Here is a 26,974-nt window from a genome sequence, read left to right as displayed (position 1 = left end):
CAGGCGGGGGCCGCCTTGAGAAGAGACTGTCAGAGGGGTATTTGCGCGTGATAAAAAAAGCCCGCAGTGAGACGGGCTAAAAGGGTGAAACACAAGAATGAATAGAGCGGTCAAGCCGACCTGGTGTTTCCTCAGCTCACAGCGCCGAGGCGATTGCCATGCCGACATCCTGGGTCGAGCCCTGTCCACCCAGATCAGGGGTGATCGGTCCCTCGGAGATAACCTGCTCGATGGCCTTGAGAATACCGTCATGGGCCGCCCGGTAGCGCTCATCGCCATTGCCCAGGAAGTCCAGCATCAAGGCACCGGACCAGATCATCGCAATCGGGTTGGCGATGTTCTGCCCATAGATATCCGGCGCCGAGCCATGGACCGGTTCGAACAGCGAGGGGAAACGTCGCTCCGGATCGAGGTTGGCCGAAGGAGCGATGCCGATGGTACCGGCGCAGGCAGGTCCCAGGTCGGACAGAATGTCGCCGAACAAATTCGACGCCACCACCACATCAAAACGGTCCGGTTGCAGCACGAAACGCGCGCACAGAATGTCGATGTGCTGCTTGTCCCAAGTGACGTCCGGGTACTGCGCAGCCATCAATGCAGTGCGCTCGTCCCAGTACGGCATGCTGATGGAAATGCCGTTGGACTTGGTGGCCGCCGTCAGGCGTTTGCGCGGTCGGGTCTGGGCCAGATCGAAGGCGAACTTGAGAATCCGGTCCACGCCGCGTCGGGTGAACACCGACTCCTGCAGCACGAATTCATGCTCGGTGCCTTCGAACATCTTGCCGCCGACCGAGGAATACTCGCCTTCGGTGTTTTCGCGGATCACCACGAAGTCGATGTCCCCCGCTTCGCGTCCGGCCAGCGGACACGGCACGCCAGGAAACAGTCGTACCGGACGGATGTTCACGTATTGGTCGAAGTCACGGCGAAACTTCAGCAGTGAGCCCCACAGGGAAATGTGATCCGGCACTTTGTCCGGCCAGCCCACGGCGCCAAAATAGATCGCGTCGAAACCCTTGAGTTGTTCGAACCAGTCGGCGGGCATCATCTGCCCGTGTTCCAGGTAGTAATCGCAGTGAGCCCAGTCGAGTACTTCGATGCTCAAATCCAGCTGCCATTTTTTCGCGGCCTGCTCCAGTACCCGCAGCCCTTCCGGCAAGACTTCCTTGCCAATGCCATCGCCGGCAATCGCGGCGATTCTGAATGGTTTGCTCATCAATCGTGGCTCCTCAAATATCTGTTCAAAGGGTGACCGGATCACAGCCCACCGATGTGGAAGGCTTTGACTTCAAGGTATTCATCCAGGCCGTACTTGCTGCCTTCACGGCCCAGACCCGATTGCTTGATACCGCCGAAGGGGGCGACTTCCATGGAAATGATCCCGGTGTTGAGACCGATCATGCCGAACTCCAGCGCCTCGCCGAAGCGCCATGAACGGCGCAAGTCCTGGGTGAAGAAATAGGCGCCCAAGCCATAAGGTGTGGCATTGGCCAGAGCCAACGCCTCTTCTTCACTGGTAAAGCGCATCAGCGGTGCAACGGGGCCGAAGGTTTCTTCGCTGGCCAGCAACATCCCGGCATGAGCCTCACCGAGTACCGTGGGCTGGACGAACTGGCTGTCGCCCTCGGGGATGCCGCCACAGAGCAGATGGGCTCCCTGACTCAACGCATCGTCGACATGTCGAGCGACCTTGCTCACCGCCGCCGCATTGATCAATGGGCCGATGGTCACGTCGGCGTCCAGGCCATTGCCGACTTTGAGCTTGCCCACCTCCTCCACCAGACGCTGGGCGAAGCGCTCGTAGATTCCATCCTGTACCAGAATCCGGTTGGCGCAGACGCATGTTTGTCCGGCGTTGCGGAACTTGCTGAGCATAATGCCGGCCACTGCCTGTTCCAGATCAGCGTCGTCGAACACAATGAACGGCGCGTTACCGCCCAGTTCCAGGCTCAAGCGCTTGATGTGTTCGGCACTCTGACGCATCAGCAGCCGACCGACAGCGGTGGAACCAGTGAACGAGATTTTGCGCACCGTCGGGTTGACGGTCAGTTCTTCGCCGATGCCGGCGGGCATGCCGGTCACTACGTTGAAAACTCCCGCCGGAATACCAACCCGCTCGGCCAGTACCGCCAGCGCCAAGGCCGACAACGGGGTCAGATCCGAGGGTTTGACGATGATCGGGCAGCCCGCCGCCAGGGCTGGTGCGCATTTGCGGGTGATCATCGCGTTAGGAAAGTTCCACGGGGTGATCGCGGCGCAAACCCCGACCGGCTGCTTAAGCGTGAGCAAGCGGCGGTCGCCGCTGGGTGCCGGTATGGTCTCGCCGTAAATCCGGCGGGCTTCTTCGGCGAACCATTTGACGAAACTGGCACCATAGCGAATCTCGCCCTTGGCTTCATTCAGCGGCTTGCCCTGTTCGCTGGTCATGATCAGCGCCAGGTCGTCGAGGTTGTCGATCATCGCCTGATACCAGCGTTCCAGCAGCGCTGCCCGTTCTGCCGCCGGGCGTGCGCGCCAGGCCGGCCATACGCGTTCGGCGGCTTCGATGGCGCGTCGGGTTTCGCTGCCTTGCATCGCGGGTACGCGGGCGAGCAACTGGCCGCTGGCCGGGTCGATGACGTCGAGGGTGGCGGCGTTGTCGGCGCTGATCCACTGACCGTCGATGTAAGCGAGTTCTACCAGCAGGCTGGGGTCTTTCAGGCGATTCTTGAGCATGGTCGAGTCCTGTTCCGAGACAGCCTTCAGTCTATTGATTCGCCACAGGCAAGGATGCTGAAAGCGCCGCCTCTGCAGCCTCGAATGCTGAAAATCAGCATTCGACAGCAACCTCTACTGTAGGTGAGTGCAACGAGTCTCAATCAGACGATGAAGTGCTTGACCATGCCATTCAGCTCGCTGGCCAAGCCGGCGAGTTCCCGACTTGAGGCCTGGCTCTGATTGGCCCCGGCCGAGGCTTGTTGGGAAACGTCACGAATATTGAGCAGGTTGCGATCCACCTCACGGGCAACCTGGGATTGCTCTTCGGTGGCACTGGCGATACACAGATTGCGTTCATTGATCTGGGCGATGTCGTCGACGATGGCATTCAGTACCGCACCTGCCGCACGGGCAACCTCCAGGGTTTCCCGGGTTTTACCATTGCTGCTGTGCATGGCTCGCAGAGTGCCGTGACTGCTTTTTTGCACCGAGCCGATGATGGTCTCAATCTGTTTGGTCGACTCCTGGGTTCGTTGCGCCAAGGCCCGGACCTCGTCAGCCACCACGGCGAAACCCCGTCCGCTTTCGCCCGCGCGAGCCGCCTCGATCGCCGCATTCAAGGCGAGCAGATTCGTTTGCTCGGCAATGCCGCGAATCACATCCAACACCGAGCCGATATCACCTATCTGGCCTGCCAGGGTTTGCAGGGCGTTTGCGGTGTCCTCGATATCCCCGGTCAACGATTCGATGGCGCCGACTGTACGGCTGACGCTCTCCTGCCCCTGACGCGAGCGCTGGTCTGCTGCCTGGGAAACCTCCGAGGCCCAGGCGGCATTCCGCGCCACGTCTTCGATTGCACCCGTCATTTCTGTGACCGCAGTGGCCGCGTGGTCGAGTTCAGCGCTCTGCCGTTGCACACCACGGGTGGCGTCATCGGTCACTGCACTTAACTGAGCGGACGTCATGGCCAGTCGTTCGGAAGAACTCAAAATCTGCCTGACCGTACTGCGCAGGTTCATTTGCATACGCCCAAGCGCCTGCAACAGGCGCGCCGCTTCATCCATGCCGACGATATCCAGGGGTTGGGTCAGGTCACCCTTGGCGATACGCTCGGCCGCCGCCATGGCAATAGCCAACTGTTTGAGCAGACGCAGCACGATCAAGGTCGCCAAGGTACCGCCGGCTAGCAGAAGCGCCAGCAGACCTGTGGACATCAGGATGAAGCTCTGCCGGGCACTGTCGCGGCGTTTCACCAGCGCCTCATCGAGTGCCGTCAGCGCAGAACGGCCAACGGCATACAAGGCGTCAACAGGTTTGTTGTAAGCCGTCAGATAGTCGCCAACCGGGTAATTCAGCTTAAGCGCGTACAAGGCATCGGTAGACTCGTTATTCCCGGCGGTGTTTGCACTGGGAGCAAAATCCATGTCCATTTCGACGGCCGATACCAATCGCGCATTGCTCAGTTCAAGCGCCTGATGGATTTGCGGACCTAGTGCCGTTAGCGGCGCGTCCAGCAGAGTCTTGAGTTCGGGCTCGGCGGCACTCGCCTTGGTCAAGGCACGTGCCGTCTTGTCAACGCTGCTCAGCGCCTGAGTGGCCAAGCCACGCAGTGCACCTTGTTGCTCAGGCAGGATCCGGCCCTGCGCCAAATACAGACCGCCAGCACCACGCAACTGACCTAACAACTCGGTGGCTTGCGGCAATTCGATCAAGGCACCCGCCATCAACGAGTAAGTCCCTAAAACTGGATCCAGGGACAGTTTGAAGTGATCGAGCATTGCGTCTTCGATCAGCAGATAGGCTGCGATCAACTGGCTGTGCCGGGCCAGACTTTGCGAGCCCTTGATGGCGGCCTGATCGACCTGGCCGGCCAGCGCTTGCCATTGCTGCCGGGCCTGTCGCCAGGCAGCCAGAAGGCTGGGGGCGACTTGTGCCTCCTGCAAAACCTGCTCGGTTGCCTCGACAGCGCGATCCACTTCAGCCTGTTTGTCCGAACGGGCTTTGTTGAAATCTCGATTGCCGGTCAGCACGACGGATGCCAAGTCGCGATGCTGCTGCGTCAAGTGGACCAGCTCGAGCAATGCCTGTACCGGACGTATACCCCGCAGCTCCTGATTGGTCTGCAGGCTATTGTGATACGCGCCCAGTACGTAGAGGCCGGTCGGGATGGTGATCAGCGTCACGGCCAGCGAGCCGAGCAAGGCGAACTTGCCGGCGAATGACAGGCGCTCAAGCGCTTTCATGGGAGGTAGCTCCAGAAGGGTTGCGGATGGCTGACGGTGAACGGGCGGAACACTAAAGCCGCATCGAGCCCAACAACCCTTGCAGGAAGTGCTCGCCGGCTTCCATCTGGCTGATCTCGATAAACTCGTCAGGCTTGTGTGCCTGTTCTATCGAGCCTGGACCGCAGACCACCACCGGCACATCCAGGCGTTGTTTGAACAACCCGCCCTCGGTGCCAAAGGAGACTTTGGCAGTGCCGGTGTCCGGGGCGGCGAAGTTTTTCAGAAAACGCACCGCTTCGACGCTCGGGTGTGTTTCGAGGCCCGGATAGACATTCAGGGTCTCAATTTCGATATCCGCCACGCTAGACAGTTTTTTGGCTTCGCGCACGATCACTTCGGCCCGCGCACGCATCTGCTCCAGAAACTGATCCAGGTCGTCCGCCGGCAAGTTACGCACTTCGAAATCCAGGGTGCACAAGTTCGGCACGATGTTCAGCGCCTTGCCGCCGACAATTTGCCCGACATGCACGGTGCTGTAGGGCACGTCGTATTCGGCATCCTGGGCACCCTGCTCTTGCAGTTGCTGCTGGCCCTGACGTAGCGCAGCGATAAAATCGCAAGCCACGTGAATCGCATTGACCGAGCGCGGTGCCAGGGAGGAATGAGCTTCCAGGCCGCGACAGTAAGAACGGTAAGAACCCTTGCCCTTGTGCCCAAGCACAAACTGCATGTTGGTCGGCTCACCGATCACGCACAGAAACGGCCGCACCGGTGCCAGATGCAACACATCCAGTAAGCGTCGAACACCCACGCAGCCGATTTCTTCGTCATGGGACAGCGCCAGTTGCAACGGCCGACTCAACGAATGATCGGCGGCATCGAGCATGGCGTCGATAGCCAGTGCGACGAAACCCTTCATATCGCAACTGCCACGGCCATAAATCCGCCCGTCCCGCACCGTCGCCTGAAACGCGGGAAAGGTCCAGGCCTGCCCTGCTGCCGGCACCACGTCGGTATGGCCGGACAGCAGAATCCCCGGCACCTCCCGTGGACCGGTGCTGGCAAACAGATTGGCTTTTTTGCCGCTTTCATCCTTGACGATCAACGACTCGATGCCCTTGCTCAGCAACAGCTCGCGCACGTACTCGATCAAGGCCATATTCGACTCCGAAGAGACGGTGTCGAAAGCCATCAACCGTTTGAGAATCTCCAGTACGCGGGGCTTCATGAGGCCTTGCTCCGTTGCTCGACTGAAGAGGCGAACCGGTTGATGGAGAACGGCAAAATCGAAGTGCTGGTGCTGCCGGTGCTGATCAGCTCGGCCATCACGTCGCCGACGCCCGGGCCGAGCTGAAAGCCGTGACCGCAGAAACCAAACGCATAGAACAAACCATCAACGGTGCCGCTTGGTCCCATAACGGGCAGGGAATCAGGCAGGTAACCTTCGATACCACTCCAGACCCGAATGATGTTCAGGTTGCCGACACCCGGCAGCAGGCGGCGCATCTGCTCCATCTGATTGAGGATGCTGCGCGGTTCGACATAGGCCCGGCGGTTGAGCATGTCCGGTTCGCTGCGATAGCCGCCACCGATGATGATGTTTCCACGGGGTATTTGGCGGAAATAAATTACTTCCTCGGGAATCTTGGTATAGACACCGATGACTGTCGGCAAGGCGTAAGGCACTGGCTCGGTGACGGCCATTTGCGGGCCATGGGTGTCCAGCGGCACCGGTTCGCCGAACTGCGCCGAGAGTTTTTGGCCCCAGGCGCCAGCGGTGATCAACAGCTGGGCGGCGCTGAACTGACGACCGTCGGTGGTACTGATGCTGAACTCGCCGCCGACCTTTTGCACCTCGGCCACTTCAGTGCGCTCTTCGATCCGCGCACCGAGGCGTCGTGCCGCACGGGCAAATGCCGGGGCCGCCAGACGCGGGTTGGCGTGCCCGTCGTGGGGAGCATAAGAGCCGCCCTTCACATCCGGGCCGAGAAATGGAAAGCGCTTGTGCAACTCGTCGCCACGAAAGATCTTCAAGTCCAGCTGCTCCGCTTCGGGCGCATCGGCATAGGCTTGCAGTTCGGCGATCTCGTCTTCGCGGTAACACACCCGCATATGCCCGCTGGCGATAAACTCGAGGTCATCGTCGATCAGCTCTGGCAGACGCTTCCATAACGCCCAGGAACGATTGGCCAATTCCAGCTGGCCGAGGAATCGGCCTTGACGCCGCACGTTGCCGAAATTCACGCCGCTGGCGTACTGACCGATCTGGTCGCGTTCCAGCAAAATCACCGACTGCCCACGCTGGCGCAGGAAAAACGCCGCCGCCGAGCCCATGAGGCCGCCGCCAACAATCACGACATCGGCTTTCTGTACCGTCATGGCGCCACCTCCTCGGTGAGTATCGAAAGGGGTTTGACCGGCGCCTGACCCCGTTGTCGGCCGACCTGTTGCACGCTGACGCCCGCGGCGGCAGCAATCACCTCAGCCCCGGCCTGGGAGCAGTAACGTCCCTGGCAGCGACCCATGCCAACCCGGCTGAACGCCTTGGCCCGATTGACTTCGCAGGCACCTTTTTCGCTGACGGTGCGGCGCAATTCGCCGGCCGTGATCATTTCGCAACGGCAGACAATCGCCTCGTCCGGCAGCGCTTTGGCCTGGGCGCTTGGCCAGGGAAAGGCCTGCGCGAGACCGAGACGAAATTCATCCATCACCGCCAACGCGTGCCGTTGTTCGTCGCGCAACCCTACATTCACTGGTTGCTGCAGATCCTCCAGCAACGCCATTGCCACCAGGCGCCCGGCGTGTTCGGCCGCATCGGCACCGCGAATCTTCGAACCGTCGCCGGCGGCATACACGCCGCTGACCGAGGTCCGGCCGTCTTCATCTGTGGCCAGCCACCATTGGCTCGACGCTTCATCGAAGCGCATACGGCAACCGGCCAGGTCGGCCAACTGGGTTTCCGGGCGCAGGTGATAACCCAGCGCCACGGCATCGCAATCCACCGTCAAGGTCTCACCGCGCGCCGTGCGCACGCGCACGCCACTGACACCGCTGGCTGCATCGCCCTGCACTTGAAGCGGCGAAATGCCCAGGTGCACCGGGATCTTCGCGCGATACAACTGCGCCAACAGCTTCATTCCGGTGAACAGCAATCCCGGACGCGCCAGCAGTTTCGGCAATGCGCCAATCCGTTTGCTCAACGGCGAGGTATCGAGCACTGCCGCGACTTTTGCCCCGGCTTTCACATACTGACTGGCGACCAGATACAGCAGCGGTCCGCTGCCCATGAACACCACGCGGTGGCCGATGGACACAGCCTGAGATTTCAGGGCGATCTGCGCACCGCCGAGGCTATACGTGCCTGCCAACTGCCAGCCTTCGATCGGCATCAAGCGGTCGGTGGCGCCGGTGCAGAGGATCAGCGCGTCGTAATCCACCGTCGAGTGCTTGCCTTGGCTGACGCAGCACAGTTGCCCCGGTGTCAGGTTCCACACCAGCGTGTCCGGACGATAGTCAATCTGCCCGCGCAAGCGGTCGAAGCTCTGGTGCAGGTCATTGGCCTTGGCGGCCTCGGTGCCATACAGGGTGGCATAACCGCGGGTAAAACCTTCGGGTTGGCGACGGTAGATCTGCCCGCCATCCCGGCGATTCTCGTCGATCAGGATGGGCTTGAATCCAGCGGCTACCAGGGTTTCGGCACAACGTGTGCCGGCTGGCCCGGCGCCGACGATAACGACTCGATGAGTGCTCAACCGCGCAGTGGCCATATCGCCTCCGGTTGCATAGTGACAATATCCAGCCCTTCACGGACCTCATTGGAGCAGGCGCGTAGGCGTTCGCCGCTGCGGGTCCAGACCCAACAGTCCTGGCAAGCGCCCATCAGGCAGAAACCGGCGCGGCGGCCCGAATCGAACTCCGATTGGCGCAAGGCCGAACCCTGAGTCAGCAAGGCGACCATCAGCGTATCGCCCTGCAGCGCCTCGATGGGCATGCCGTCTACCTGCAGTTTGACAGTGGGCCGGCCCTGTTCGGCCAGTCTTACGAAACGCCCGTTCATGCATAGGCTCCCATGGTCATGCTGTTGGAATCCTGCTGAGTTTTCAGCAACTCGGCACTGTCGTGATGGCAAAGGATTTCACTGCCGCCCACAATCATCCGACGGTCCGGCGGAACACAATTGCACAGGCCATCGACCCGCACCGGGCAACGATTGAGGAACGTGCACAGCCCAGGCACATTGGCTTTTTCACCAATGGGCGGCAGCGTGCCACAGGTCGTTGTTCCGCAGGTTTCCAACCAGCCCTGGCGCAATTCCGGCACTGAATGGATCAACAGATCGGTATAGGGATGGAATGGTGCCTGTGCGTACGATTGCCGAGTACCCGCCTGAATCTTGTGGCCGCTGTACATCACCACAATGTCGTCGCACAGGGCTCGCACGGTTGAGATGTCATGGCTGATGAACAGATAGGACACCCCCAATTGCTGACGCAGGTCGCGCAATAGTTCGAGGATTGCTGCACCGACCACGGTATCCAGCGCCGAGGTCACCTCGTCGCAGAGAATCAGATCCGGCTTGGCTGCCAGGGCGCGGGCCAGGTTGACCCGCTGCTTTTGCCCGCCGGACAGTTCGTTCGGGCGGCGTTCGGCCATGGTTCGCGGCAAGCGCACCAGGTCCAGCAGCTCGCCGATGCGCTCGCGCAGCGCGGCGCCCTTGAGGCCAAAATACATCTTCAGTGGACGACTCAGAATGGTGCTGACACTGTGCATCGGGTTGAGTGCAGTGTCGGCGTTCTGGAACACCATTTGAATGCGTCGGAACTGTTCATCGGTGCGCTCGGACAGGCTGCCGCCCAGCGGTTGACCATCGAAGGTCAGCCCGCCGAGGGCCGGCGCCAACAATCCAGCCACCACCCGCGCCAAGGTCGATTTTCCGGAACCGGACTCACCGATCACCCCTATGGCCTGACCTCTGCGAACCGTCAGGTCGATGTCTTCCAGCACGCGAATAGCCGGCATGCCTTGCGAGTTCTTGTTGCCGTAACCGGCGGTCAGGCCCTGGATGGTCAGCAGCGGCGTCTCTTCCGCGATACCGCAAGGCGGACGGATCGTAGTGTCCGGCCGTGCTGCCGCCAACAAGCTGCGGGTGTATTCGTGGGCCGGGCCTTTGAGCAAGGGTGCCGTGGCACTCTGTTCGAAGATCTCGCCGCCATTGAGCACCACGATCTGATCGGCCATCTGCGCGACCACGGCCAAATCGTGGGATACGTAGACCGCCGTCGCACCACGTTCACGGACCACCCGTTTGAAGGCGCGCAGCACATCGATCTGGGTCGTCACATCAAGCGCCGTCGTCGGCTCGTCGAGCACCACCAGCAATGGATCGCTGATCAGCGCCATGGCCGCCATGACACGTTGCAGTTGCCCGCCGGAAACCTGATGGGGGTAACGCTGGCCAATGTGATCGGGGTCTGGCAGGGCCAGGTCGCGGAACAACTCGATGGCCTTGGCCTCAAGCACAGCCTGGCTGCCCAAGCCATGAATCAACGCGCCCTCAATCACTTGATCGATGAGTCTTTTAGCCGGATTGAACGCCGCTGCGGCGCTCTGGGCGATATACGAAACCCGGTTACCTCTCAACTTTTGCAACTGGCTATCATTCAACGCCAGCATGTCGTGTTCGCCGATTTGCACCACGCCGCCCGACAGCCGACAACCGCGCCGGGCATAACCGAGCAACGCCAGGGCGATGGTGGTCTTGCCGGAGCCAGACTCACCGATCAACGCCAGTACTTCACCTTTTTGCAGGGAGAAGCTCACGCCCTTGACGATTTCCACCTCACCAAGCTCGCCGCAGGCGACCACTCGCAGGTCCTGAACCCGAATTAATTCACTCATTTCAATGACCTCCCGAACGTCGACTACGTCGCGACGACAGCCGGTCGATAAACAGATTCACACCGATGGTCAGCGTGCCGATGGCCAGGGCCGGAATCACGATGGCCGGTGCGCCCTGATTGAGGCCGCCGATGTTCTCTCGCACCAGCGAGCCAAGGTCGGCATCCGGTGGTTGTACACCCAGCCCCAGGAAACTCATGCCACTGAGCAGCAGCACGATGAAGCCAAAGCGCAGGCCCAGGTCCGTCAGCACCGGGTTGAGCATGTTCGGCAGGATTTCCACGCAGGCGATGTACAACCGACGCTCGCCGCGAGTACGGGCCACTTGCACGTACTCCAGTGCTTCGATGTTCACCGCCATGCTGCGGGCGATGCGGAATGCGCCGGGGGTGAAGCTCAATACCGCCGTGCAGATCAGCAAGGTGACCGAGGAGCCGAAGGCCGAGACCATGATCAGCGCCAGCATCTTGCTGGGGATCGAAATGAAAGCGTCCATCAGGCGACTGATCAGTTCATCCAGCCACTTTGGTGACACCACCGACAACAATGCACAACTGGTGCCCAGACTGCTGGCCAACACCGCGGCCACCAACGCCAGGCCGACGGTGAAGCGTGCGCCGACGAGGATCCGGCTGAGCATGTCGCGGCCCAGGTAATCGGTGCCGAACGGGTAAGCAGCGCTCAGGTTGCCGAAGACATTATCAGAGACCACTTGCCCCACCGGATGCGGTGCCAGCCATGGGCCGAAGATGGCCACCAGCAACCAGATCACACACATCGCAGCGCCGATCAGGCCGAGCCAGGACGATCCGTGGGAAACCTTGCCCAGCGCCAATTTGGTAGTAACCGGCGATTTCACAATGAGATTGTTCATTGATTTCTCAGCCTCGGATTGGAAAGAATCGCGCACAGGTCGGCAATCAGCACCAACGTCAGATACGCCGTACAAAACAACATGGTGCAGGCCTGAACCAACGCCATGTCGCGGTTCGTCACGGCATCGACCATCAGGCTGGCGATGCCGGGGTAGTTGAAGATCGTTTCAACGATCACCACCCCGCCCAACAGGTAGGACAGGCTCAGGGCGATGGCATTGGCGATGGGACCGATGGCATTGGGCAAGGCATGGCGCAGGACGATCCGAATCTTGCTTACACCTTTGAGCCGGGCCATTTCCACGTAAGGGCTGTCGAGCTGGTCGATTACCGCCGCCCGGGTCATGCGCGCCATTTGCGCGACAATCACGCAGCACAGCGTCATCACCGGCAACGCGTAAGTGCGCATGAATTGCCAGGGTGAAGTGATGTCACTGGCGTAGGACAGCGCAGACAACCAGCCCAGGTTCACTGCGAAAATCAGCACCGCCAGGGTCGCGACCAGAAACTCCGGCACCGCCACCATGGTCAAGGTGAAAAAACTGAGGACACTGTCGATGCGCCCGCCCCGGCCCATCGCCGAACCGATGCCAAGAGTCAACGCCACCGGCACTGACACCAGCGCCGTAGCGGCCGCCAGCATCAGGGTGTTGGGCAGACGCCCGGCCATCAAGTCGCTGACCGGCATGGCGTTGGACACCGAGAGCCCCATGTCACCGCTGAGCAGGCTCATCAACCAGTGCAGGTAACGCAACACACCGGGCTGATCCAGCCCCATTTTCAGGCGCAAGGCTGCCACCTGTTCCGGCGTGGCGAACTGCCCCAGAGACTGTTGCGCCGCGTCCCCCGGCAGCACCGCCGTGATGGCGAAAACCACCATGGACACAATCAACAAGGTCACGATCGCCGCGCCCAGGCGCCGGCCGATCAACCACAGTGTGTTGCTATTCATTACCCAATCCTCATGCAATGTCGCTGCAGCAAAAACCCGATTTCATCAAGCGTCCAGCCAGACCTGCTCGGAGAACATGTACCCCATGAAACCGCCCAGGGGGTTGGTGCCATAGCCTTTGACCCGTTGGTCGACACCATCGATGTTGCTGATGAACACCGGCACGCCGATACCGCTGTGGTCATGCACCAGGGTCTGCATGTCGGCGTACATCTTGCCGCGCTTGGCCTCGTCGGTTTCACCGCGGGCTTGTACCAACAGCTGGTCGAACTGTTCGTTTTTCCAGCCCGATTCGTTCCAGGGTGCTGTCGATTGAAAGAACTGCGAGAAAATCATGTCGGCATTGGGCCGCGGGTTGATGTTGCCGAAGCTCAGCGGATGCTTCGCCCAGTGATTGGACCAGTAGCCATCGGCCGGCAGGCGGTTGACGTCGAGCTTGAGCCCGGCCTCTTTGGCCGACTGCTGCAGCAACACAGCGATGTCCACCGAACCGGTTGCGGCCGGCGAGCACATCAGCGGCATGGTGATGCTTTCCATGCCGGCCTTTTTGAGCAGGAATTTGGCTTTTTCCGGATCGTAGGCACGTTGTGGCAGGTCGGCGTTGAAGAAGCGCGCACCGGGTGCGATCGGGTGATCGTTGCCGACCCTGGCGTAGCCACGGAATATCGCCGACTTGATCTGTTCCCGGTCCAGCAAGTATTTCATGGCCTCGGTGAATTCCGGGCTTTGGCCCGGCAGCTGGTCCTGACGGATGATCAGGTCGGTGTAGTTACCCGACGGAGAGTCCACGACCCGATGCTTGGTGCTGGCCTTGATGCGGATCGTTGAGCGCGGGTTAACCTCGTTGACGATGTGTACGTCGCCCGATAACAGGGCGTTAATCCGCGACGGCTCGTCGGCAATGGCGATGAATTCGATCTCGTCCAGATACGGCAAGCCGGGTTTCCAGTAATTGGTATTGCGCACACCAATCGAACGCACCCCGGGCTTGAACTCCTTGGCCTTGAACGGGCCGGTACCGATGCCCTGGCTGAAATCGCTCGTCCCCTCGGGAACGATCAACATGTGAGAGATGGCTAGAACCGACGGCAATTCAGCATTCGGGCCGCTCAATTGTATCTGCACTTCGTGGGTGCCGACGGCCTTGACCTCGGCGAACTGCGACGCCAGCGGCAGGACCTTGGAACCGGTGATTGGATCCTTGTGCCGTAACAGAGAAAACACCACGTCGGCGGCTGTCAGCGCCTTGCCGTTGTGGAAGGTCACTTCCTTGCGCAGGGTGATCACCCAGAGCATGGCGTCAGTGGTGTCGATACGCTCGGCCAACTCCAGCTGCGGCACCATATGGCTGTCGAAACGCGTCAGGCCGTTGTAGAACATGTAATGGCGCACGTAATCGGTGGACGATGAGCCTTTGGCCGGATCGAGGGTGTCAGCGGTGGAGGAGGTCTGACCGGCAACGCGAATCCGTCCGCCCGGTTTGCCTTTGCCAGGGGTGGCGGCTTCATCATCGGCAAACAGCTTGCCGGCGGCGCCGAACAGACTACCGGCGCCCGCGACAGCCACCCCTGCCAACCCCAGCATTTGCAATGCATTGCGGCGTGACATGCCGCGATTGAGCCCTTCAAAAACACGCAGACTTTCTTCACCAGTGATCAACTGGGAGTCGATATCTTTTTTATTGTCAGTCATGTCAGTTCTACCTTTCGAAAAAGTGATAAGGCTCGAGTGCTCGCGATTAACGTTGTGTGATTGAAACGTAAAGCAACACCATGAACTCAGTGCAGGTAGTCCTGCAGGCGGTAATACGCCCCCACCAGAGGCAGGAACCAGGGTTTGCCGAAATGCCCGGGAATAGCTGGCCACTCGAGTTCGCGCCACGGGTTGGCCTCGACCTTGCCGGCCATTACCTCGGCCATGACCTGCCCCATGTGCACCGACATTTGCACCCCATGACCGCTGTAACCCATGGAGTAATAAACCCCTCCATGCTGCCCGGCCCGGGGCAACCGATCGGAGGTCATATCCACCAGGCCACCCCAGCAATAGTCGATCTTCACGTTAGCCAGTTGTGGGAACATCTGGACCATCGCCGCCTGCAACACTTTGCCGCTCTTGGCGTCTGAAATGCTGTCGGACATGGCAAACCGGGCACGACCGCCAAACAGCAAGCGGTTGTCCGGCGTCAGGCGGAAGTAGTTACCGATCATGCGGCTGGTGACATAGGAACGCCGTGCCGGTAGCAAGCTGTCGATCAGGGCCTGCGGTAGCACCTCGGTGACTATCACGAAACTGCCCACCGGCACGATCCGCCGCCGATACCAGCCCAATCCGCCCTGCTGGCTGGTGCCTGTGGCCAGCAGAATCTGAGTGGCGTGTAGCGAGCCTTTGGTGGTGTTGACCTGATAGCCGCCGGCACTGGCTTTCCAGTCCGTCACCGACACGCCCTGAAAGATCAACGCGCCGTGACGTGCTGCCGCCTCGGCCAGCCCGACACCGAAGCGCCCGACGTGCATCTGCACGCCGTTGCGCTGCAGCAAGCCTCCATGGAACTGGACCGAGTTGGCTTCAGCACGGGCCTCTTGCGCAGAGAGCAACTCGACCTCGGCGTCGACCTCTCGCCGAATCAATTCGCAGGTGCGCGCCAAACCTTCGTAATGCATCGGCTTGGCAGCCAGCTTGAGCTTGCCGTTGCGCTTGAGGTCGCAGGCAATCTGCTCCTGCTCCACCAATGAGACGACGCTCTGTACGGCGCTTTCATAGGCCTGGTAATAAGCACGCGCCTTATCAGCGCCGAGGCTGGCGCTGAGTGCCGCGTAGTCCTGGGCAACGCCGGTGTTGCACTGACCGCCATTGCGTCCTGACGCCTCGCCAATTACCCGCCCTCCTTCCAGCACCACCACACTGGCCCCCTTCAAGGCCAGGGCCCGGGCCGCCGCCAGGCCGGTGAGACCACCACCGACGATGGCCACATCGACCTGCCCGGGCAATGCGCCGAGCTGAGCACCGGTGAATTGCGGTGCGGTATCGAGCCAATAGGACTCACTGCCCATGTCTAACCCCTTTTGCCTTGAAGAGTGCCGTGAGACTTAGAGACCGACCAACCCGGCCAAACCGCCGATATCCGGGATCTGGTGGTAGCCATAGACCGCATTCGCCGGCTGTTCGTGACCACGGGCGACGAAGGCCTTGTTCTTGATCTTCATGTCGTGGGCCGGCATCAAGTCATAACGGAAGCTCGAGGACACATGCAGAACATCCTCTGGGCCGCAGCCGAGGTTATCGAGCATGAACTCGAAGGCGGCCAGGCGCGGCTTATAGGCTTGGGCTTGTTGTGCGGTGAAGACTTTATGGAAAGGTGCGCCGAGCTTGTCGACGTTGGACATGATCTGCTCGTCCATCGCGTTGGAGAAAATCACCAGCGGAATCTTGTCGGCGATTTTCGCCAGGCCAGCCGGCACGTCAGCATGCGGACCCCAAGTCGGGACGGCGTCGTAGTAGAGCTGGCCTTCGCCTTTGTACTCGACACCCCAACGCTTGCAGACCCGCGCCAGGGAGGTCTTGATAATCTCATCATATGGCCGCCAGTCACCCATCACCTGATCCAGGCGATAGGCGGAGAAGTCCTTGACGAACTGATCCATTTGCTCGGCAGGGACACGATCGGCGAACAGTTCGCGCGTCATGTTTCCCATTTGAAAGTTGGTCAACGTGCCGTAGCAGTCAAAGGTAATAAACTTGGGTCGAAGAAAGCTCATGAGTGCGGTCCTTAATGATTGTTGAGGTCATGACGGGTCAAGCAGTTACTCCGTTCGGGAAGCACCGGTGCAACGCTGCATCACGGATTTATTACAACACCAAGAGACCACGCATAAACTGTTAAAAGTATAGGCTGCTTGGTACAAACCACCGTTTTGCAGGCCTTGCTCAGCAGACTTTGCGGGACGCTCCAGACCCGGGCGTTCTACCCCGTGTTTTCAAGCCTTTGCGGGCTGTTTTGGTGCGCTGGCAAGCCATGCACACCGCAATGTGCGGCGGCATTTATGCCTGGTTGAAGGAGAACGAGAGTGTTCGCTGAGCACGCGCCCGCTGATTGTGCTGCGAGGTGAGGCGGAGCTAGTCAAGGCTTCAATGCGCCTTGGGACAACCTTGCTTCTATTAGCGATAGGTGTGACATACCGGTCAAAGCAACATCTGTACGCGTCGTGACAGCTCTACAAAGGCGGCGCATTGCACGACGCAGCACCACGTCCCTTCCTGCTTATCTATATGGCCCACCACCGCCACCGATGAGCCTGCGACCGCACTGACCAGTAATGGTCTCATTGAGCTGTCTATCAGATAGGTTACTGACGAAATCGGGTCAACTTGCTCTCATACAAAGTCAGCCTGACAGATACAGCAGATTCTCCCTTGCGAACTCGAAGAACAGCACATTTCATCTGGCACGCTTTGTTAGCTTATTGAGCAGACCCGGCATAGCGATGTCCTAATCGTCACGGCCCTTGCAAGTTCGCGAGCCAGACCGCCCTCTGCTGCTTACGGTGCCTATTACCGCTCTAGGGAGCCAGTTATATGACAACTAAATCTTCGAATAGCTACAGCGTTGATCAGCAAACGTCTCACAAATTTTATATCAATGGCTGTTGGTCTTCCCCGGCAACTCCCGCAAGTTTGCCGGTGGTCAATCCGGCAACTGAAGAGGTCGTTGCGCAGGTCGCGCAAGGCTCTGCCGAGGATGTTAATCGGGCAGTAGCGGCGGCACGCGCAGCGTTTCCTGGTTGGTCTGCTACCTGCGCAGAGTCGCGCGCGCTTGTCCTTGGAAAGATCCATGAGCTCATCCTTGAGCGTAAAGAAGTGCTCGCGCAGGCCCTCTCTCTCGAAATGGGCGCTGCCATCAGTTCCGCCCGGGCAATGCAAGTGCCTCTCGCAGCCGAACACGTTCGGGTCGCCCGCGATCTGCTGTCCACTTACCGTTTCCAGACAGTTGAAGGTGGAACCGCGATCGAACGCGAACCCATAGGCGTCTGCGGTCTCATCACTCCGTGGAACTGGCCGCTTTATCAAATCACCGCGAAAGTCGCCCCGGCTATTGCTGCAGGATGCACTGTGGTCCTCAAACCAAGCGAACTGTCGCCTCTAAGCGCCCTTCTTTTTGCACAACTGGTCCACGACGCGGGCCTTCCACCTGGCGTCTTCAACCTCGTGAATGGTAGTGGTCACGAGGTCGGCGCAGCGATGGCTGCGCATCCTGATATCGATATGATTTCGATTACCGGCTCCAACCGTGCGGGCGCGCTGGTCGCACAGGCGGCCGCCCATACGGTGAAGCGCGTCACACAAGAACTGGGAGGCAAATCCCCGAACATTCTGCTTCCCGACGCCGACTTCGCCAAAGCCGTCCCACTGGGCGTGATGTCGGCATTCCGCAACGTCGGACAATCGTGCAGCGCCCCGACAAGAATGATCGTACCTAAGGACAGGCTGGCGGAGGTCGAATCACTGGCTGCCGCGACCGCCAATGCGATCATCGTCGGTGATCCGCGATCGGAAGATACGGTGCTCGGTCCCATTGCCAACGAGGCCCAGTTCAATCGCGTGCAAGCCATGATCGAGGCTGGCCTGGATGAGGGTGCAAAACTCATTTGCGGCGGACCTGGACGTGTGCCGGGTTTTGAAAAGGGCTTCTACACTCGACCGACAGTATTCTCCGACGTAGACACCGCAATGCGGATCGCCCAGGAAGAAATTTTCGGGCCGGTGCTGTGTATCATTCCGTATGAAACGATCGATGAGGCGGTCGTTATCGCGAACGATACGGTATACGGCCTAGGCGCCCATGTTCAGTCTCAGAACCTTGATCTGGCGCGTGCAGTGGCCTCTCGTATCCGCGCGGGACAAGTGCTTCTGAATTACCCCGCCTGGAATCCAATGGCTCCATTCGGTGGCTACAAAAGATCCGGCAATGGTCGTGAATATGGTGTCTATGGCTTGGAGGAATACCTGGAAACCAAGGCAATCATTGGATTTGGCGGATCACTTGATAGTACTTCCCGCACGTAGAACTCATTCAAATGTTCGGTGCCGTCCAATTCGGCTATCCGGAAGTTGGCTTAGGGAGCGCAGCTCGACCCTATGTTCCTGCCGGCAATGTCTGGCGCCGTTCGTCCATTGAGGGAGTAGTGGTATGGCAAACGAGGACAGATTTTTTATGGGTGCGACGCACCAGCCAAAAAAATAAACCCGTCCTCACTGCCCAAGCTGTTTAAACCTCTGCAATGGCCTCGCGAACGAAGTCTTCATAGGTGCGCAGTGGGTGCCCGATGATGGTCTGAAGCTGTTCTACGGTTCCTTCAGTTGCTTGCATGCCGAACGTCTGGATACCCGCCATCATCAGGCGCATGTCATAAGCCAACCAGGTGGGACCGTACGAAGCCAGCTGTCCTTCGAAGGCTGCTACATCGTCACCGCCGTAGGCAATGTCGCGACCCAGGGCGGAGCTCCAGATCTTCGCCACAGAGGCACCGGTAAGTGCCTGCGGCCCGACCAACTCCAGCGTTACACGATCCAGGGCAGAAGATGCTTTGTCGCGTCGCAGCAACTCTGCAACGGCAACATCGGCGATGTCACGCGCATCTATCATCGAGACGCCCGCCGAGCCAATTGGCATCGGGTATACCGAGTAGTTCTGAATCGTCTGCTGGACCATGAGTTCGTTTTGCATGAAGTAAGCCGGACGCAGAATGGTTGCGGGGATGTCGAGGCTTTCGATCATGCGTTCAACCGTATGCTTGCCGGTGAAGTGCGGAACATTGGTGAACTTGTCGGCATGAATCACCGACAGATAGACGATGCGCTCGATGCCTGCCTCTTGGGCGAGGTTCAGCGTGATGAGCGCTTGCGTCACCTCATCGGGCGTAACGGCGTTGAGCAGGAACAGCGTCCGCACCGACGACAGCGCGACGCGCATCGAAGGTACATCGGTGAGGTCTGCGACAACTTCAGTGACGCCGGCCGGGAAGTCCCGCTTACCCGATTGGCGCACTAGCGTTTTAACCTCGGCGCCCGCGCTGGCAAGGCCCTGAGTGATGAGTGAACCAATAGTGCCCGTGGCACCAATAACGAGAATGCTCATTTTTGAATCTCCTACAGTGGATATTTAGGGTGGCTCAGCGAGAGAAGTCCGCAACGACCTTGCCAGTCCGTGAAGCGCTACGATTGCGTTCGATGGCCTCAGGGATGTCGGCGAAGCCAACGACCTTGCCGATCCTGGACTGCAGTGTGCCGCTGACGATTTCTTGGGCCAGCGTCTCCAGCAATTCGGGGGCGGGCTTGTTCATGAACCAGAGGCCTCGGCGATTCGCCGGCGTGCGCGCCAGAATGTCGGGTGATGACGTGCCGACAATGACGCCGTTTTCCGCCAACACCTGCCACGAGCGATCCAGTACCTCACCCCCGACGTAGTCGAGCACCAGGTCAATGTCCTGGACGACGTCCTCGAAACGTTGGGATTGATAATCGATGACATGATCGGCGCCGAGGCTGCGCACATAATCCAGGTCAGCCGTGCCCGCAGTTGCGAAGACCTCGGCGGCGGCCCGCTTGGCGTACTGCACGGCATATCCGCCCAGCCCACCGGCAGCGCCGTGAATAAGGATTCGCTGGCCTGGATGAATCGGCCCTGCGTGATGAAGACTCTTCCAGGCCGCCACGGCTGCGACGGGTACAGCGGCAGCATGGACGTCATCAAGATCTTCAGGCGTAAGGGAGAGGCTCGCTTCACTGACGCTCACGAATTCGGCGTACGCGCCCAGTCCTCCCACCGCGCCCATGACGCGATCGCCAACACGAAAGCGAGAGGCACCGGGACCGACAGCCTCGACAACACCCGCCATTTCGGCGCCCAGTACTATTGGTAGTGGAAGCGGGAAAGCATTTCGCACATGGCCTTCACGGACCTTCCAATCGATGCCGTTCACCCCAGCGGCTCGAACTCGAATCAGAACCTGGCCTTGCCCTGGTTCCGGCTTTTCGATCTCGGCCACTACCGCGGCGTCAGCGCCGCCGTATGCCCGGATCAGTACAGCGCGTTGCATGGTACTCATTGCAGTTCCTCGTATCGAGTTCCGATGACGAGAAGATAGGCTGTTGCGCAGTTAAAGCGGAGACACCAAAATGCAGACACTTCGTTTCAAAAATGGAACACCATGAATCTGAACGCTCTGATCGATTTCACGCTCGTCGCAACGAATGAGGGGCTCGGAAAGGCGAGCCGTGCGAGCGGCATATCCAAAGCAACCTTATCGCGCCGAATCTCCGACCTTGAGGAACAACTGGGCGTGAGGCTGATCGAGCGCAGCGCTCGCGGACTGAAGCTCACCGAAGCTGGTGAGATGCTGATGGCTCGAACAGAAGGTCCGTTGGGCGAGGTGGCTGAAGCCATGACGGCGGCCCGTGAGGGCGTATCGACGCCTCGCGGACGCTTGCGTGTCGCTGCCCCGGCCCTGTTCTCGCAGCTTGCAATGGGCCGCATTGGCGCTGAATTCTGTGCCGCCTACCCGGAGGTCGAAATCGAAGTGGTGGCGGAGGATCGCCTGGTTGACCTTGTGGAGGAACAATTTGACGTCGCCATCCGGATCAACCCGAGCCCAGACAGCAGTCTGGTCGGCCGCTGCTTCGCCAAGGACCGGCTGGTTGTAGTGGCTGCGCCCGAAGTACCTAAGCCAATGCCCGGCGCGACCAGACCAGTTTCTAGCATCGTGGCTTCGAATTTCCAGCCCACCCACTGGAAACTCGATGGAGGACACTTGGTCCTGGAGCCCATCCCCAAGCTGCGGTTCTCTTCGTTGTTGATGATCCGCGATGCGGCTATCGCTGGCGGTGGTGCAGCCCTCATTCCACAGTCCATCGCATGGAACCAGCTTGCCCGTGGCGAGTTGGTCCAGTGGGGCACGGTATCGGGTGTAGAACCCGAGCTCTGGGTCTTGCACACGTCCAGGCGCCTTGCTGCTCCGAAGGTTCGCGCATTCGTCGATTTCATGTGCGCGAAATATCCGGACATGTCTCTGGTACTAAAGGGATAGAAGACCTTCACTAGTCTCAGGTATTGATTCGGCCGCACCGGAACCGCGCGGTAATGAGCGCGCGCCTATTTTTCTCTATCCTTTTACGCACACCACCTGACGCAAGGTGTGCAGCACTTCCACCAAATCTCGCTGGGCGTGCATGACGTGGTCGATGTCCTTGTAGGCCATCGGAATTTCATCGATGACGGCGGCATCCTTGCGGCACTCCACGTGGGCGGTGGCGCGGATCTGGTCTTCGACGGTAAACAGGCTTTTCGCTTTGGTACGACTCATGGTGCGGCCGGCGCCGTGGCTGCAGGAGCAGAACGATTCCTCGTTACCCAGCCCGCGGACGATGAAACTTTTGGCGCCCATCGATCCCGGAATAATCCCCAGTTCGCCCTTCTTGGCCGATACCGCGCCTTTGCGGGTGACCAGAATATCCTCACCAAAATGTCGCTCTTTCTGCACGTAGTTGTGGTGGCAGTTCACCGCTTCCAGCGCAACCTCAAAAGGCTTGCTGATCACTTTTCGGGTCGCCTGAATCACCGCTTGCATCATCAATACACGGTTCTGCCTGGCGAAGTCCTGAGCCCAGCCGACTGCTTCGACGTAGTCATTGAAGTGCCGGCTGCCCTCTTTAAAGTAAGCCAGGTCACGGTCCGGCAGATTGGCGAGGTGCTGACGCATGTCCGTCTGAGCCATTTGAATGAACAGGTTACCAATGGCGTTGCCAACGCCACGGGAACCGCTGTGCAGCATGAACCAGACCCGGTTGGTTTCATCCAGGCACACCTCGATGAAGTGGTTCCCGCTGCCCAGCGTGCCCAAGTGCCCACGGTTGTTGGTGTTGGCGAGTTTCGGGTACTTGCCGGTGATCGCCTTGAACCGCGGGTCCAGTGCCGCCCAGGCCCGGTCCGCCTGATGCGGAACGCTGTCCCAGGCGCCCTTGTCCCGACCGCCGCGCCCCCCGGTGCGGCCATGGGGCACCGCTTTCTCGATCGCGCAACGCAAGCCATGCAGGTTGTCTGGTAAATCACTGGCGGTCAGCGACGTGCATGCGGCGATCATGCCGCAACCGATATCCACCCCGACGGCGGCTGGAATGATCGCGCCGACCGTTGGAATCACACTGCCGATGGTCGAGCCCTTGCCCAGGTGTACATCGGGCATCACCGCCAGATGCTTGAAGATGAACGGCATCCTGGCGGTGTTCATCAATTGCTGTCTGGCTTCGTTTTCTACCGGGACGCCTTCGGTCCAGAGCTTGATCGGTTTACCGTTGGCGACTTCCAGCAGTTGGTAGGTATGTTCTTGCATGACTTCGATTCTTTTCGATTGGTCGACTGTTCGACGTTGGGCAGGCGCCTGGGGTGAAAAAGGCATAGCAGCCGACGCGCCAGCTTTGATTCTCCTACTTCGCGGAAAAAAGGGGACAAATTTGTTTACTCACCGATAACAGAAACGCCGCTCAGTGAGCGGCGTTTTTTGTGGAATAGGCACCCTTTGAGCTGTTGGCGATGGAACCTAGTGATCCATAGCTGCAAACCCGCGTTCCAGGTCCTCAATCAACGCTTCGACATCCTCAAGCCCGATATGCAACCGCAGCACCGGATTCAATGAACGGTCTGCAGCACTGTCGCGATCCGTGGTATCGGCAACAGCAATCAGACTTTCATAACCACCCCATGAAGCGCCAAGCCCAAACAACTGCAGCGAATCAATAAAGCGTTCGACGTAGGTCGGGTCCGCATCACCCAGCTCGTAGGACAGCAAACCGTTGCTGCCATTGAAATCGCGCTGCCACAGGGCGTGACCGGGATGATCGGGTAACGCTGGATGGAACACCCGTTTCACCTGCGGTTGCGCTTGCAGCCAATGAGCGATTTCCAGCGCCTGGCGTTCGTGCACTTCCAGTCGCGGCGCCAGGGTTCGTGCGCCGCGCAGCACCAGGTAGGCATCGTCGGGGCTGACCGTGGCGCCAAAGGTGTCGGCCATGGACGCCAGTGGCTGCCACACGTCTTGTCGGGTGCAGACGCTGCCCATGACCACGTCGCTGTGGCCGCACAGGTACTTGGTCAACGCCATGATTGAGATGTCCGCGCCGAGGGCCAGCGGTCGGTACAGGTAACCCGAGCCCCAGGTGTTGTCGACGGCCAGGAGAATGCCTCGCGGTTTGCACAGGGCGGCGATGGCCGGCAAGTCGCAGAGCTCATACAGCAAGGAGCCCGGCACTTCGGTATAGACCATTTTGGTGTTGGCTTGCAGTTGCGCATGCAGGCTGCTGCCATCAGGGGCGAAGTAGCTGACCTGAATGCCGAACGGCTGAAGAAACTCACGGGCCAGCCGTCGCACAGGCGCGTACACCGCGTCGCTGATCAGTACGTGATCGCCGGGCCGCAGGTAGGCCAGGAAGGTCTGCGCGATCGCCGCCAGCCCGGTGCCGAACAAGCGCGTGCGGTAACCACCCTCCAACTCCGTCACCAGATCTTCCAGGGCGAAGGCCGTCGGATTGCCTCGAGCGCCATAGCTCAGGACCCGCTCGCTATCACGGCGAGCACGGGCGTCGCGCATTTGCGCCAGGTTATCGAACAGCACCGTGCTCAACCGCGTGACCGGCACGTTGACTGCCCGACCGCCATTGCCCTGTTCGGTACGCGCCGAATGGACCAGACGTGTACGCACCCGGGCATCGCGGGGCACTGTGTCGCGCAGCGGCTTGAGACTGGCGATTTCGTCGTTGCTCATCTGCGCCAGCAAACCGATTTCCCAGGCCAGGTACTGACGCGCCGCGTCCTTGTTGCCGGCGTGACGGTCGTGGGTGAAGAACAGAAAATCGATGCACTGTTGATTGGAAGGCGTGGTCGGATTTTCCTGCACCGCGAACCCCTCTGCGCGCCAGGCATCGATCCCGCCGTCCAGCAGCCGGACTTGAAGGCGCTGATTTTCCGGCAGCTCCTGCGCCGCGAAAGCAGCCAGCAAAGGATCATCGGCGACCAACACCAGTGGCCGTTGCTCACCGGCCACTTCAGACGCCAACAACGAGCGAATCGACCAGCGCGACCCGACGATATTGCCCTTGCGATAAGTCATGCTCGGTCGCAGGTCAATCAACACAACGGCGTCGTCCTTCAGTGCATCAGCCAGCGCCAATACTGTAATCGAAGGCAACGCCTTGTGAGCGGCAACCTCGACAGCAGCCAACGTCAGACCGCTGCTCACGCCACCCTCCAGGACATACGCTTCATGCCCCAACTGCCGCAACCAACTGGCAACGATCGGTGCGCGCACGCCATCACTGTCGAGCAGCACCAACCGCGCCTGACGCACACCGATATACAGATCGGTGGATTGAATCAACTGCCCGCCCGGTGTGTGTTGTGCACCGGCCAGACTGCCCGCAGCAAACTCCTCGGCGGTGCGCACATCACACAAAAACAGACTGCGACCGCCCTCCCTGGCCCATTGCTCGACCTGCGCCGCCTCAACGGTCTTCACACCGGCCCGCTCCGCCAGTTGCGCAGCAGCGAGTCGCCGGCCCGGTAACGTGCCAGATGACACCGCCTCGCCATAACGTCGGGTGCTGCCATGCTCCAGCTGAAAATCTTCCAGATACCAACCCTGGGTTCCGTTTTCCAACGCGTAGACCGGGTTTTTCAACCCCAGATTGATCAACGTCTGGGCGCCGATAATGCTGCGGGTCCGACCGGCACAATTGACCACGATTGGCGTGCTTTCGTCCGGCACCAGATCGTGGACGCGATAACCTAGCTCACCATTCGGGCAGCACACCGAACCGGGAATGGTCATCTTGCGGTACTCATCGAACGGCCTACCGTCGAGCACCACCAGCGGCTCGCCCCGCTCTTGCCATTCGGCCAGTTGCTGCGCGGTGACATGTGGCGTATGGCTGGCCTCTTCGACCAATTCACCGAAGGCCTTGGAAGGCACATGCACCCCGGCAAACAGCTGAAAACCGGCAGCCTGCCAGCCATCGGCACCGCCCTCGAGCACATGCACCTGGCTATATCCGAGCGCCTGCAGACGTTGAGCGGAACGCACCGCGACATCCACGCCGTCCTGGTCATAGATCACCAGCCGAACCTGAGGATTCGGCGCCAGACGCCGGACCTCCAGCTCCAGACGGCTGTAGGGCAAATTCACCCCGAAAAACAGGTGGGCTTCGCCATATTGGCCGTGCTCGCGCACGTCAAACAGGGCAATTTCCTGCCCGTCGAACAGCCACTGCTGCAGTTGCCCTGGAGTTACGGTCTGGCTCATGGGGTTCCCGTTTGAAAAAAGAGTTATTGAAGCGCCAGAGAGCGCTCATTGGCCGCGACTTCCCGGCCCTTTGCGTACGCACGCTGAATGGTTCGGCATTGCCGGCCGCCGGCAGGAAACGCCCGGCCTTGTCGGCCAGGTATTTGAGGATGGCACCGGACTCGAACAGGCTCAGCGGCTCGATCAAGCCCTGCGGCGCATGGTCGACAATCGCCGGAATCCGCCCATTGGCGCTGATGCGCTGGAACGCTGCCTGCTTCTGCTCGCCTTCACGGATATTGACCGGCAGCAGGCGGTACTCAAGCTCCAGCTCTTCAAGCAGGATGCCGATCTTCAAGCCATTGCCAGTCGGCCAGTAATACAGATCGATCATGCGTAGGCCTTGATCGACGGCGCCATTTGCGAGGCGTTGTAATTGAGGATGCGCCCGTCGGCCTCGACGCCGTAACGGCCATTGAGGGACTCCAGCGGCAAACCGTACAGGTGGAAATGCAGGGTCGCCTGCTCGCCTTCGACACGAATGCCGTGCAGGTCTTCGCCGAGAAACGAGATGGAGGTGCCGGGTTGCACGATCACTTCCTTTTCCAGGTGCAAGGTGGTGAAACCGGGCTCGCGGCCTTCGTCATCACGACGGTAGACGTAGTTGATTTCCTGGCCTTCGACCGCGCTGATGATCGCCCAGGTTTCATGGTTATGCGGGATCGTGCTTTTGCCCGGCAACAGCGAATTCAGGTACAGCGTCGGCGTGTCGCCGTCGTCATTGAGACGGTAGCGGAATGCGGTGCTGCCCTGCCCCGGCACCGGCGCGGGGAACTGGTCGAAATTGAACAGATCACGGCGCTCGGCCAGGACTTCAAGCAAGGAAACGATTTCCACCAGCGCGGCGCGGTCGACGCCCCGTTGATGGATGACGCGGATTTTCTTCAGGAAATCCTCGATGACGGCGGCACGGTTAACGGTACTCATGAACAGGCTCCTCGG

General features: G+C 60.0%; 20 protein-coding genes and 2 pseudogenes. 2 read left to right on the top strand and 20 right to left on the bottom strand.

Annotation, left to right across the window (positions count from 1 at the left end; all coding sequences use genetic code 11):
- Window positions 1–136: 136 nt before the first annotated feature.
- The 14 genes and pseudogenes from ACSQ87_RS13820 to ACSQ87_RS13755 form a co-directional block, all read right to left on the bottom strand.
- Entirely contained in the window at window positions 137–1,216 is a 1,080-nt protein-coding gene (locus ACSQ87_RS13820; RefSeq protein ID WP_223430137.1) for a tartrate dehydrogenase, read from the bottom strand.
- A 41-nt stretch (window positions 1,217–1,257) separates the two neighbouring features.
- Window positions 1,258–2,715: an NAD-dependent succinate-semialdehyde dehydrogenase gene (locus ACSQ87_RS13815; protein WP_223430138.1), complete on the bottom strand. Its 1,458-nt coding sequence runs from the start codon at window positions 2,713–2,715 to the stop codon at window positions 1,258–1,260.
- 143 nt (window positions 2,716–2,858) lie between these two features.
- Entirely contained in the window at window positions 2,859–3,662 is an 804-nt protein-coding gene (locus ACSQ87_RS13810) for a methyl-accepting chemotaxis protein (RefSeq protein ID WP_436275089.1), read from the bottom strand.
- A 54-nt stretch (window positions 3,663–3,716) separates the two neighbouring features.
- Window positions 3,717–4,940 (bottom strand): annotated as a pseudogene (locus tag ACSQ87_RS13805) (nitrate- and nitrite sensing domain-containing protein); the annotation flags it as partial.
- Window positions 4,941–4,992: 52 nt separating this feature from the next.
- Window positions 4,993–6,150 carry an acetylornithine deacetylase gene (gene argE / locus ACSQ87_RS13800; protein ID WP_223430140.1) on the bottom strand — a complete coding sequence of 386 codons (1,158 nt, stop codon included), beginning with the start codon at window positions 6,148–6,150 and terminating at the stop codon, window positions 4,993–4,995.
- Window positions 6,147–7,301 carry an NAD(P)/FAD-dependent oxidoreductase gene (locus ACSQ87_RS13795; protein ID WP_223430141.1) on the bottom strand — a complete coding sequence of 385 codons (1,155 nt, stop codon included), beginning with the start codon at window positions 7,299–7,301 and terminating at the stop codon, window positions 6,147–6,149. The genes argE and ACSQ87_RS13795 overlap by 4 nt, the downstream gene beginning before the upstream one ends.
- Window positions 7,298–8,689 carry an NAD(P)/FAD-dependent oxidoreductase gene (locus ACSQ87_RS13790; protein ID WP_223430142.1) on the bottom strand — a complete coding sequence of 464 codons (1,392 nt, stop codon included), beginning with the start codon at window positions 8,687–8,689 and terminating at the stop codon, window positions 7,298–7,300. Before ACSQ87_RS13790 ends, ACSQ87_RS13795 begins: the two co-directional genes overlap by 4 nt.
- Window positions 8,671–8,979, bottom strand: coding sequence for a (2Fe-2S)-binding protein (locus ACSQ87_RS13785; protein WP_223430143.1), 309 nt, complete (start codon window positions 8,977–8,979; stop codon window positions 8,671–8,673). Before ACSQ87_RS13785 ends, ACSQ87_RS13790 begins: the two co-directional genes overlap by 19 nt.
- Window positions 8,976–10,820 carry an ABC transporter ATP-binding protein gene (locus ACSQ87_RS13780; protein WP_223430144.1) on the bottom strand — a complete coding sequence of 615 codons (1,845 nt, stop codon included), beginning with the start codon at window positions 10,818–10,820 and terminating at the stop codon, window positions 8,976–8,978. Before ACSQ87_RS13780 ends, ACSQ87_RS13785 begins: the two co-directional genes overlap by 4 nt.
- A 1-nt stretch (window position 10,821) precedes the next feature.
- A complete protein-coding gene (locus tag ACSQ87_RS13775) occupies window positions 10,822–11,694 on the bottom strand; it encodes an ABC transporter permease (RefSeq protein WP_223430145.1) in 873 nt (290 codons plus the stop codon).
- Window positions 11,691–12,647, bottom strand: a complete 957-nt coding sequence (locus ACSQ87_RS13770) for an ABC transporter permease (protein WP_223430146.1) — start codon at window positions 12,645–12,647, stop codon at window positions 11,691–11,693. The genes ACSQ87_RS13775 and ACSQ87_RS13770 overlap by 4 nt, the downstream gene beginning before the upstream one ends.
- Window positions 12,648–12,692: 45 nt before the next feature.
- Window positions 12,693–14,339: an ABC transporter substrate-binding protein gene (locus ACSQ87_RS13765; protein WP_223430147.1), complete on the bottom strand. Its 1,647-nt coding sequence runs from the start codon at window positions 14,337–14,339 to the stop codon at window positions 12,693–12,695.
- Between the two features lie 86 nt (window positions 14,340–14,425).
- Window positions 14,426–15,700, bottom strand: coding sequence for an NAD(P)/FAD-dependent oxidoreductase (locus ACSQ87_RS13760; RefSeq protein WP_223430148.1), 1,275 nt, complete (start codon window positions 15,698–15,700; stop codon window positions 14,426–14,428).
- Between the two features lie 36 nt (window positions 15,701–15,736).
- Window positions 15,737–16,405, bottom strand: coding sequence for a haloacid dehalogenase type II (locus ACSQ87_RS13755; protein WP_008146451.1), 669 nt, complete (start codon window positions 16,403–16,405; stop codon window positions 15,737–15,739).
- Window positions 16,406–17,222: 817 nt separating this feature from the next.
- Here ACSQ87_RS13755 and ACSQ87_RS13750 point away from each other — a divergent pair.
- Window positions 17,223–18,710, top strand: a complete 1,488-nt coding sequence (locus ACSQ87_RS13750) for an aldehyde dehydrogenase family protein (protein WP_223430149.1) — start codon at window positions 17,223–17,225, stop codon at window positions 18,708–18,710.
- Window positions 18,711–18,912: 202 nt separating this feature from the next.
- Here ACSQ87_RS13750 and ACSQ87_RS13745 read toward each other — a convergent pair whose 3' ends face one another.
- Both ACSQ87_RS13745 and ACSQ87_RS13740 read right to left on the bottom strand, forming a co-directional pair.
- Complete coding sequence (locus tag ACSQ87_RS13745) at window positions 18,913–19,782, bottom strand: NmrA/HSCARG family protein (RefSeq protein WP_223430150.1); 870 nt, start codon at window positions 19,780–19,782, stop codon at window positions 18,913–18,915.
- Window positions 19,783–19,816: 34 nt separating this feature from the next.
- Window positions 19,817–20,752 carry an NADP-dependent oxidoreductase gene (locus ACSQ87_RS13740; RefSeq protein WP_223430151.1) on the bottom strand — a complete coding sequence of 312 codons (936 nt, stop codon included), beginning with the start codon at window positions 20,750–20,752 and terminating at the stop codon, window positions 19,817–19,819.
- 102 nt (window positions 20,753–20,854) lie between these two features.
- Here ACSQ87_RS13740 and ACSQ87_RS13735 point away from each other — a divergent pair, with 102 nt between their 5' ends.
- Window positions 20,855–21,730 (top strand): LysR family transcriptional regulator, encoded by an 876-nt coding sequence (locus ACSQ87_RS13735; RefSeq protein ID WP_223430152.1) that lies wholly within the window; start codon window positions 20,855–20,857, stop codon window positions 21,728–21,730.
- Window positions 21,731–21,805: 75 nt separating this feature from the next.
- On the opposite strand, the gene ACSQ87_RS13730 is transcribed toward ACSQ87_RS13735, so the two are convergent.
- The 4 genes and pseudogenes from ACSQ87_RS13730 to ACSQ87_RS13715 all read right to left on the bottom strand — a co-directional run bounded on the left by ACSQ87_RS13730 (window position 21,806) and on the right by ACSQ87_RS13715 (window position 26,959).
- Entirely contained in the window at window positions 21,806–23,032 is a 1,227-nt protein-coding gene (locus ACSQ87_RS13730) for an RtcB family protein (protein ID WP_223430153.1), read from the bottom strand.
- Window positions 23,033–23,239: 207 nt separating this feature from the next.
- Window positions 23,240–25,993 carry a cystathionine beta-lyase gene (gene metC / locus ACSQ87_RS13725; RefSeq protein ID WP_223430154.1) on the bottom strand — a complete coding sequence of 918 codons (2,754 nt, stop codon included), beginning with the start codon at window positions 25,991–25,993 and terminating at the stop codon, window positions 23,240–23,242.
- Between the two features lie 109 nt (window positions 25,994–26,102).
- Window positions 26,103–26,366 (bottom strand): annotated as a pseudogene (locus ACSQ87_RS13720) (glutathione S-transferase N-terminal domain-containing protein); the annotation flags it as partial.
- A complete protein-coding gene (locus ACSQ87_RS13715) occupies window positions 26,363–26,959 on the bottom strand; it encodes a cysteine dioxygenase (protein WP_223430155.1) in 597 nt (198 codons plus the stop codon). The pseudogene ACSQ87_RS13720 and the gene ACSQ87_RS13715, both read right to left, overlap by 4 nt.
- Window positions 26,960–26,974 lie beyond the last annotated feature (15 nt).

The organism is Pseudomonas sp. LjRoot277 (assembly GCF_964253845.1).
Classification (GTDB): domain Bacteria; phylum Pseudomonadota; class Gammaproteobacteria; order Pseudomonadales; family Pseudomonadaceae; genus Aquipseudomonas.
The sequence above is the reverse complement of the archived record's forward strand: the minus strand, read 5'-3'. Positions and strand labels throughout refer to the sequence as shown.

Bases quoted from the DNA above. Each gene is read 5' to 3' on its own strand.
- ACSQ87_RS13760 (WP_223430148.1), bottom strand. From the start codon at position 15,700: ATGGGCAGTGAGTCCTATTGGCTCGATACCGCACCGCAATTCACCGGT.
- ACSQ87_RS13770 (WP_223430146.1), bottom strand. From the start codon at position 12,647: ATGAATAGCAACACACTGTGGTTGATCGGCCGGCGCCTGGGCGCGGCG.
- argE (WP_223430140.1), bottom strand. From the start codon at position 6,150: ATGAAGCCCCGCGTACTGGAGATTCTCAAACGGTTGATGGCTTTCGAC.
- ACSQ87_RS13740 (WP_223430151.1), bottom strand. From the start codon at position 20,752: ATGAGTACCATGCAACGCGCTGTACTGATCCGGGCATACGGCGGCGCT.
- ACSQ87_RS13790 (WP_223430142.1), bottom strand. From the start codon at position 8,689: ATGGCCACTGCGCGGTTGAGCACTCATCGAGTCGTTATCGTCGGCGCC.
- ACSQ87_RS13785 (WP_223430143.1), bottom strand. From the start codon at position 8,979: ATGAACGGGCGTTTCGTAAGACTGGCCGAACAGGGCCGGCCCACTGTC.
- ACSQ87_RS13775 (WP_223430145.1), bottom strand. From the start codon at position 11,694: ATGAACAATCTCATTGTGAAATCGCCGGTTACTACCAAATTGGCGCTG.
- ACSQ87_RS13755 (WP_008146451.1), bottom strand. From the start codon at position 16,405: ATGAGCTTTCTTCGACCCAAGTTTATTACCTTTGACTGCTACGGCACG.
- ACSQ87_RS13795 (WP_223430141.1), bottom strand. From the start codon at position 7,301: ATGACGGTACAGAAAGCCGATGTCGTGATTGTTGGCGGCGGCCTCATG.
- ACSQ87_RS13715 (WP_223430155.1), bottom strand. From the start codon at position 26,959: ATGAGTACCGTTAACCGTGCCGCCGTCATCGAGGATTTCCTGAAGAAA.
- ACSQ87_RS13820 (WP_223430137.1), bottom strand. From the start codon at position 1,216: ATGAGCAAACCATTCAGAATCGCCGCGATTGCCGGCGATGGCATTGGC.
- ACSQ87_RS13730 (WP_223430153.1), bottom strand. From the start codon at position 23,032: ATGCAAGAACATACCTACCAACTGCTGGAAGTCGCCAACGGTAAACCG.
- ACSQ87_RS13765 (WP_223430147.1), bottom strand. From the start codon at position 14,339: ATGACTGACAATAAAAAAGATATCGACTCCCAGTTGATCACTGGTGAA.
- ACSQ87_RS13745 (WP_223430150.1), bottom strand. From the start codon at position 19,782: ATGAGCATTCTCGTTATTGGTGCCACGGGCACTATTGGTTCACTCATC.
- ACSQ87_RS13735 (WP_223430152.1), top strand. From the start codon at position 20,855: ATGAATCTGAACGCTCTGATCGATTTCACGCTCGTCGCAACGAATGAG.
- metC (WP_223430154.1), bottom strand. From the start codon at position 25,993: ATGAGCCAGACCGTAACTCCAGGGCAACTGCAGCAGTGGCTGTTCGAC.
- ACSQ87_RS13750 (WP_223430149.1), top strand. From the start codon at position 17,223: ATGACAACTAAATCTTCGAATAGCTACAGCGTTGATCAGCAAACGTCT.
- ACSQ87_RS13810 (WP_436275089.1), bottom strand. From the start codon at position 3,662: ATGACGTCCGCTCAGTTAAGTGCAGTGACCGATGACGCCACCCGTGGT.
- ACSQ87_RS13815 (WP_223430138.1), bottom strand. From the start codon at position 2,715: ATGCTCAAGAATCGCCTGAAAGACCCCAGCCTGCTGGTAGAACTCGCT.
- ACSQ87_RS13780 (WP_223430144.1), bottom strand. From the start codon at position 10,820: ATGAGTGAATTAATTCGGGTTCAGGACCTGCGAGTGGTCGCCTGCGGC.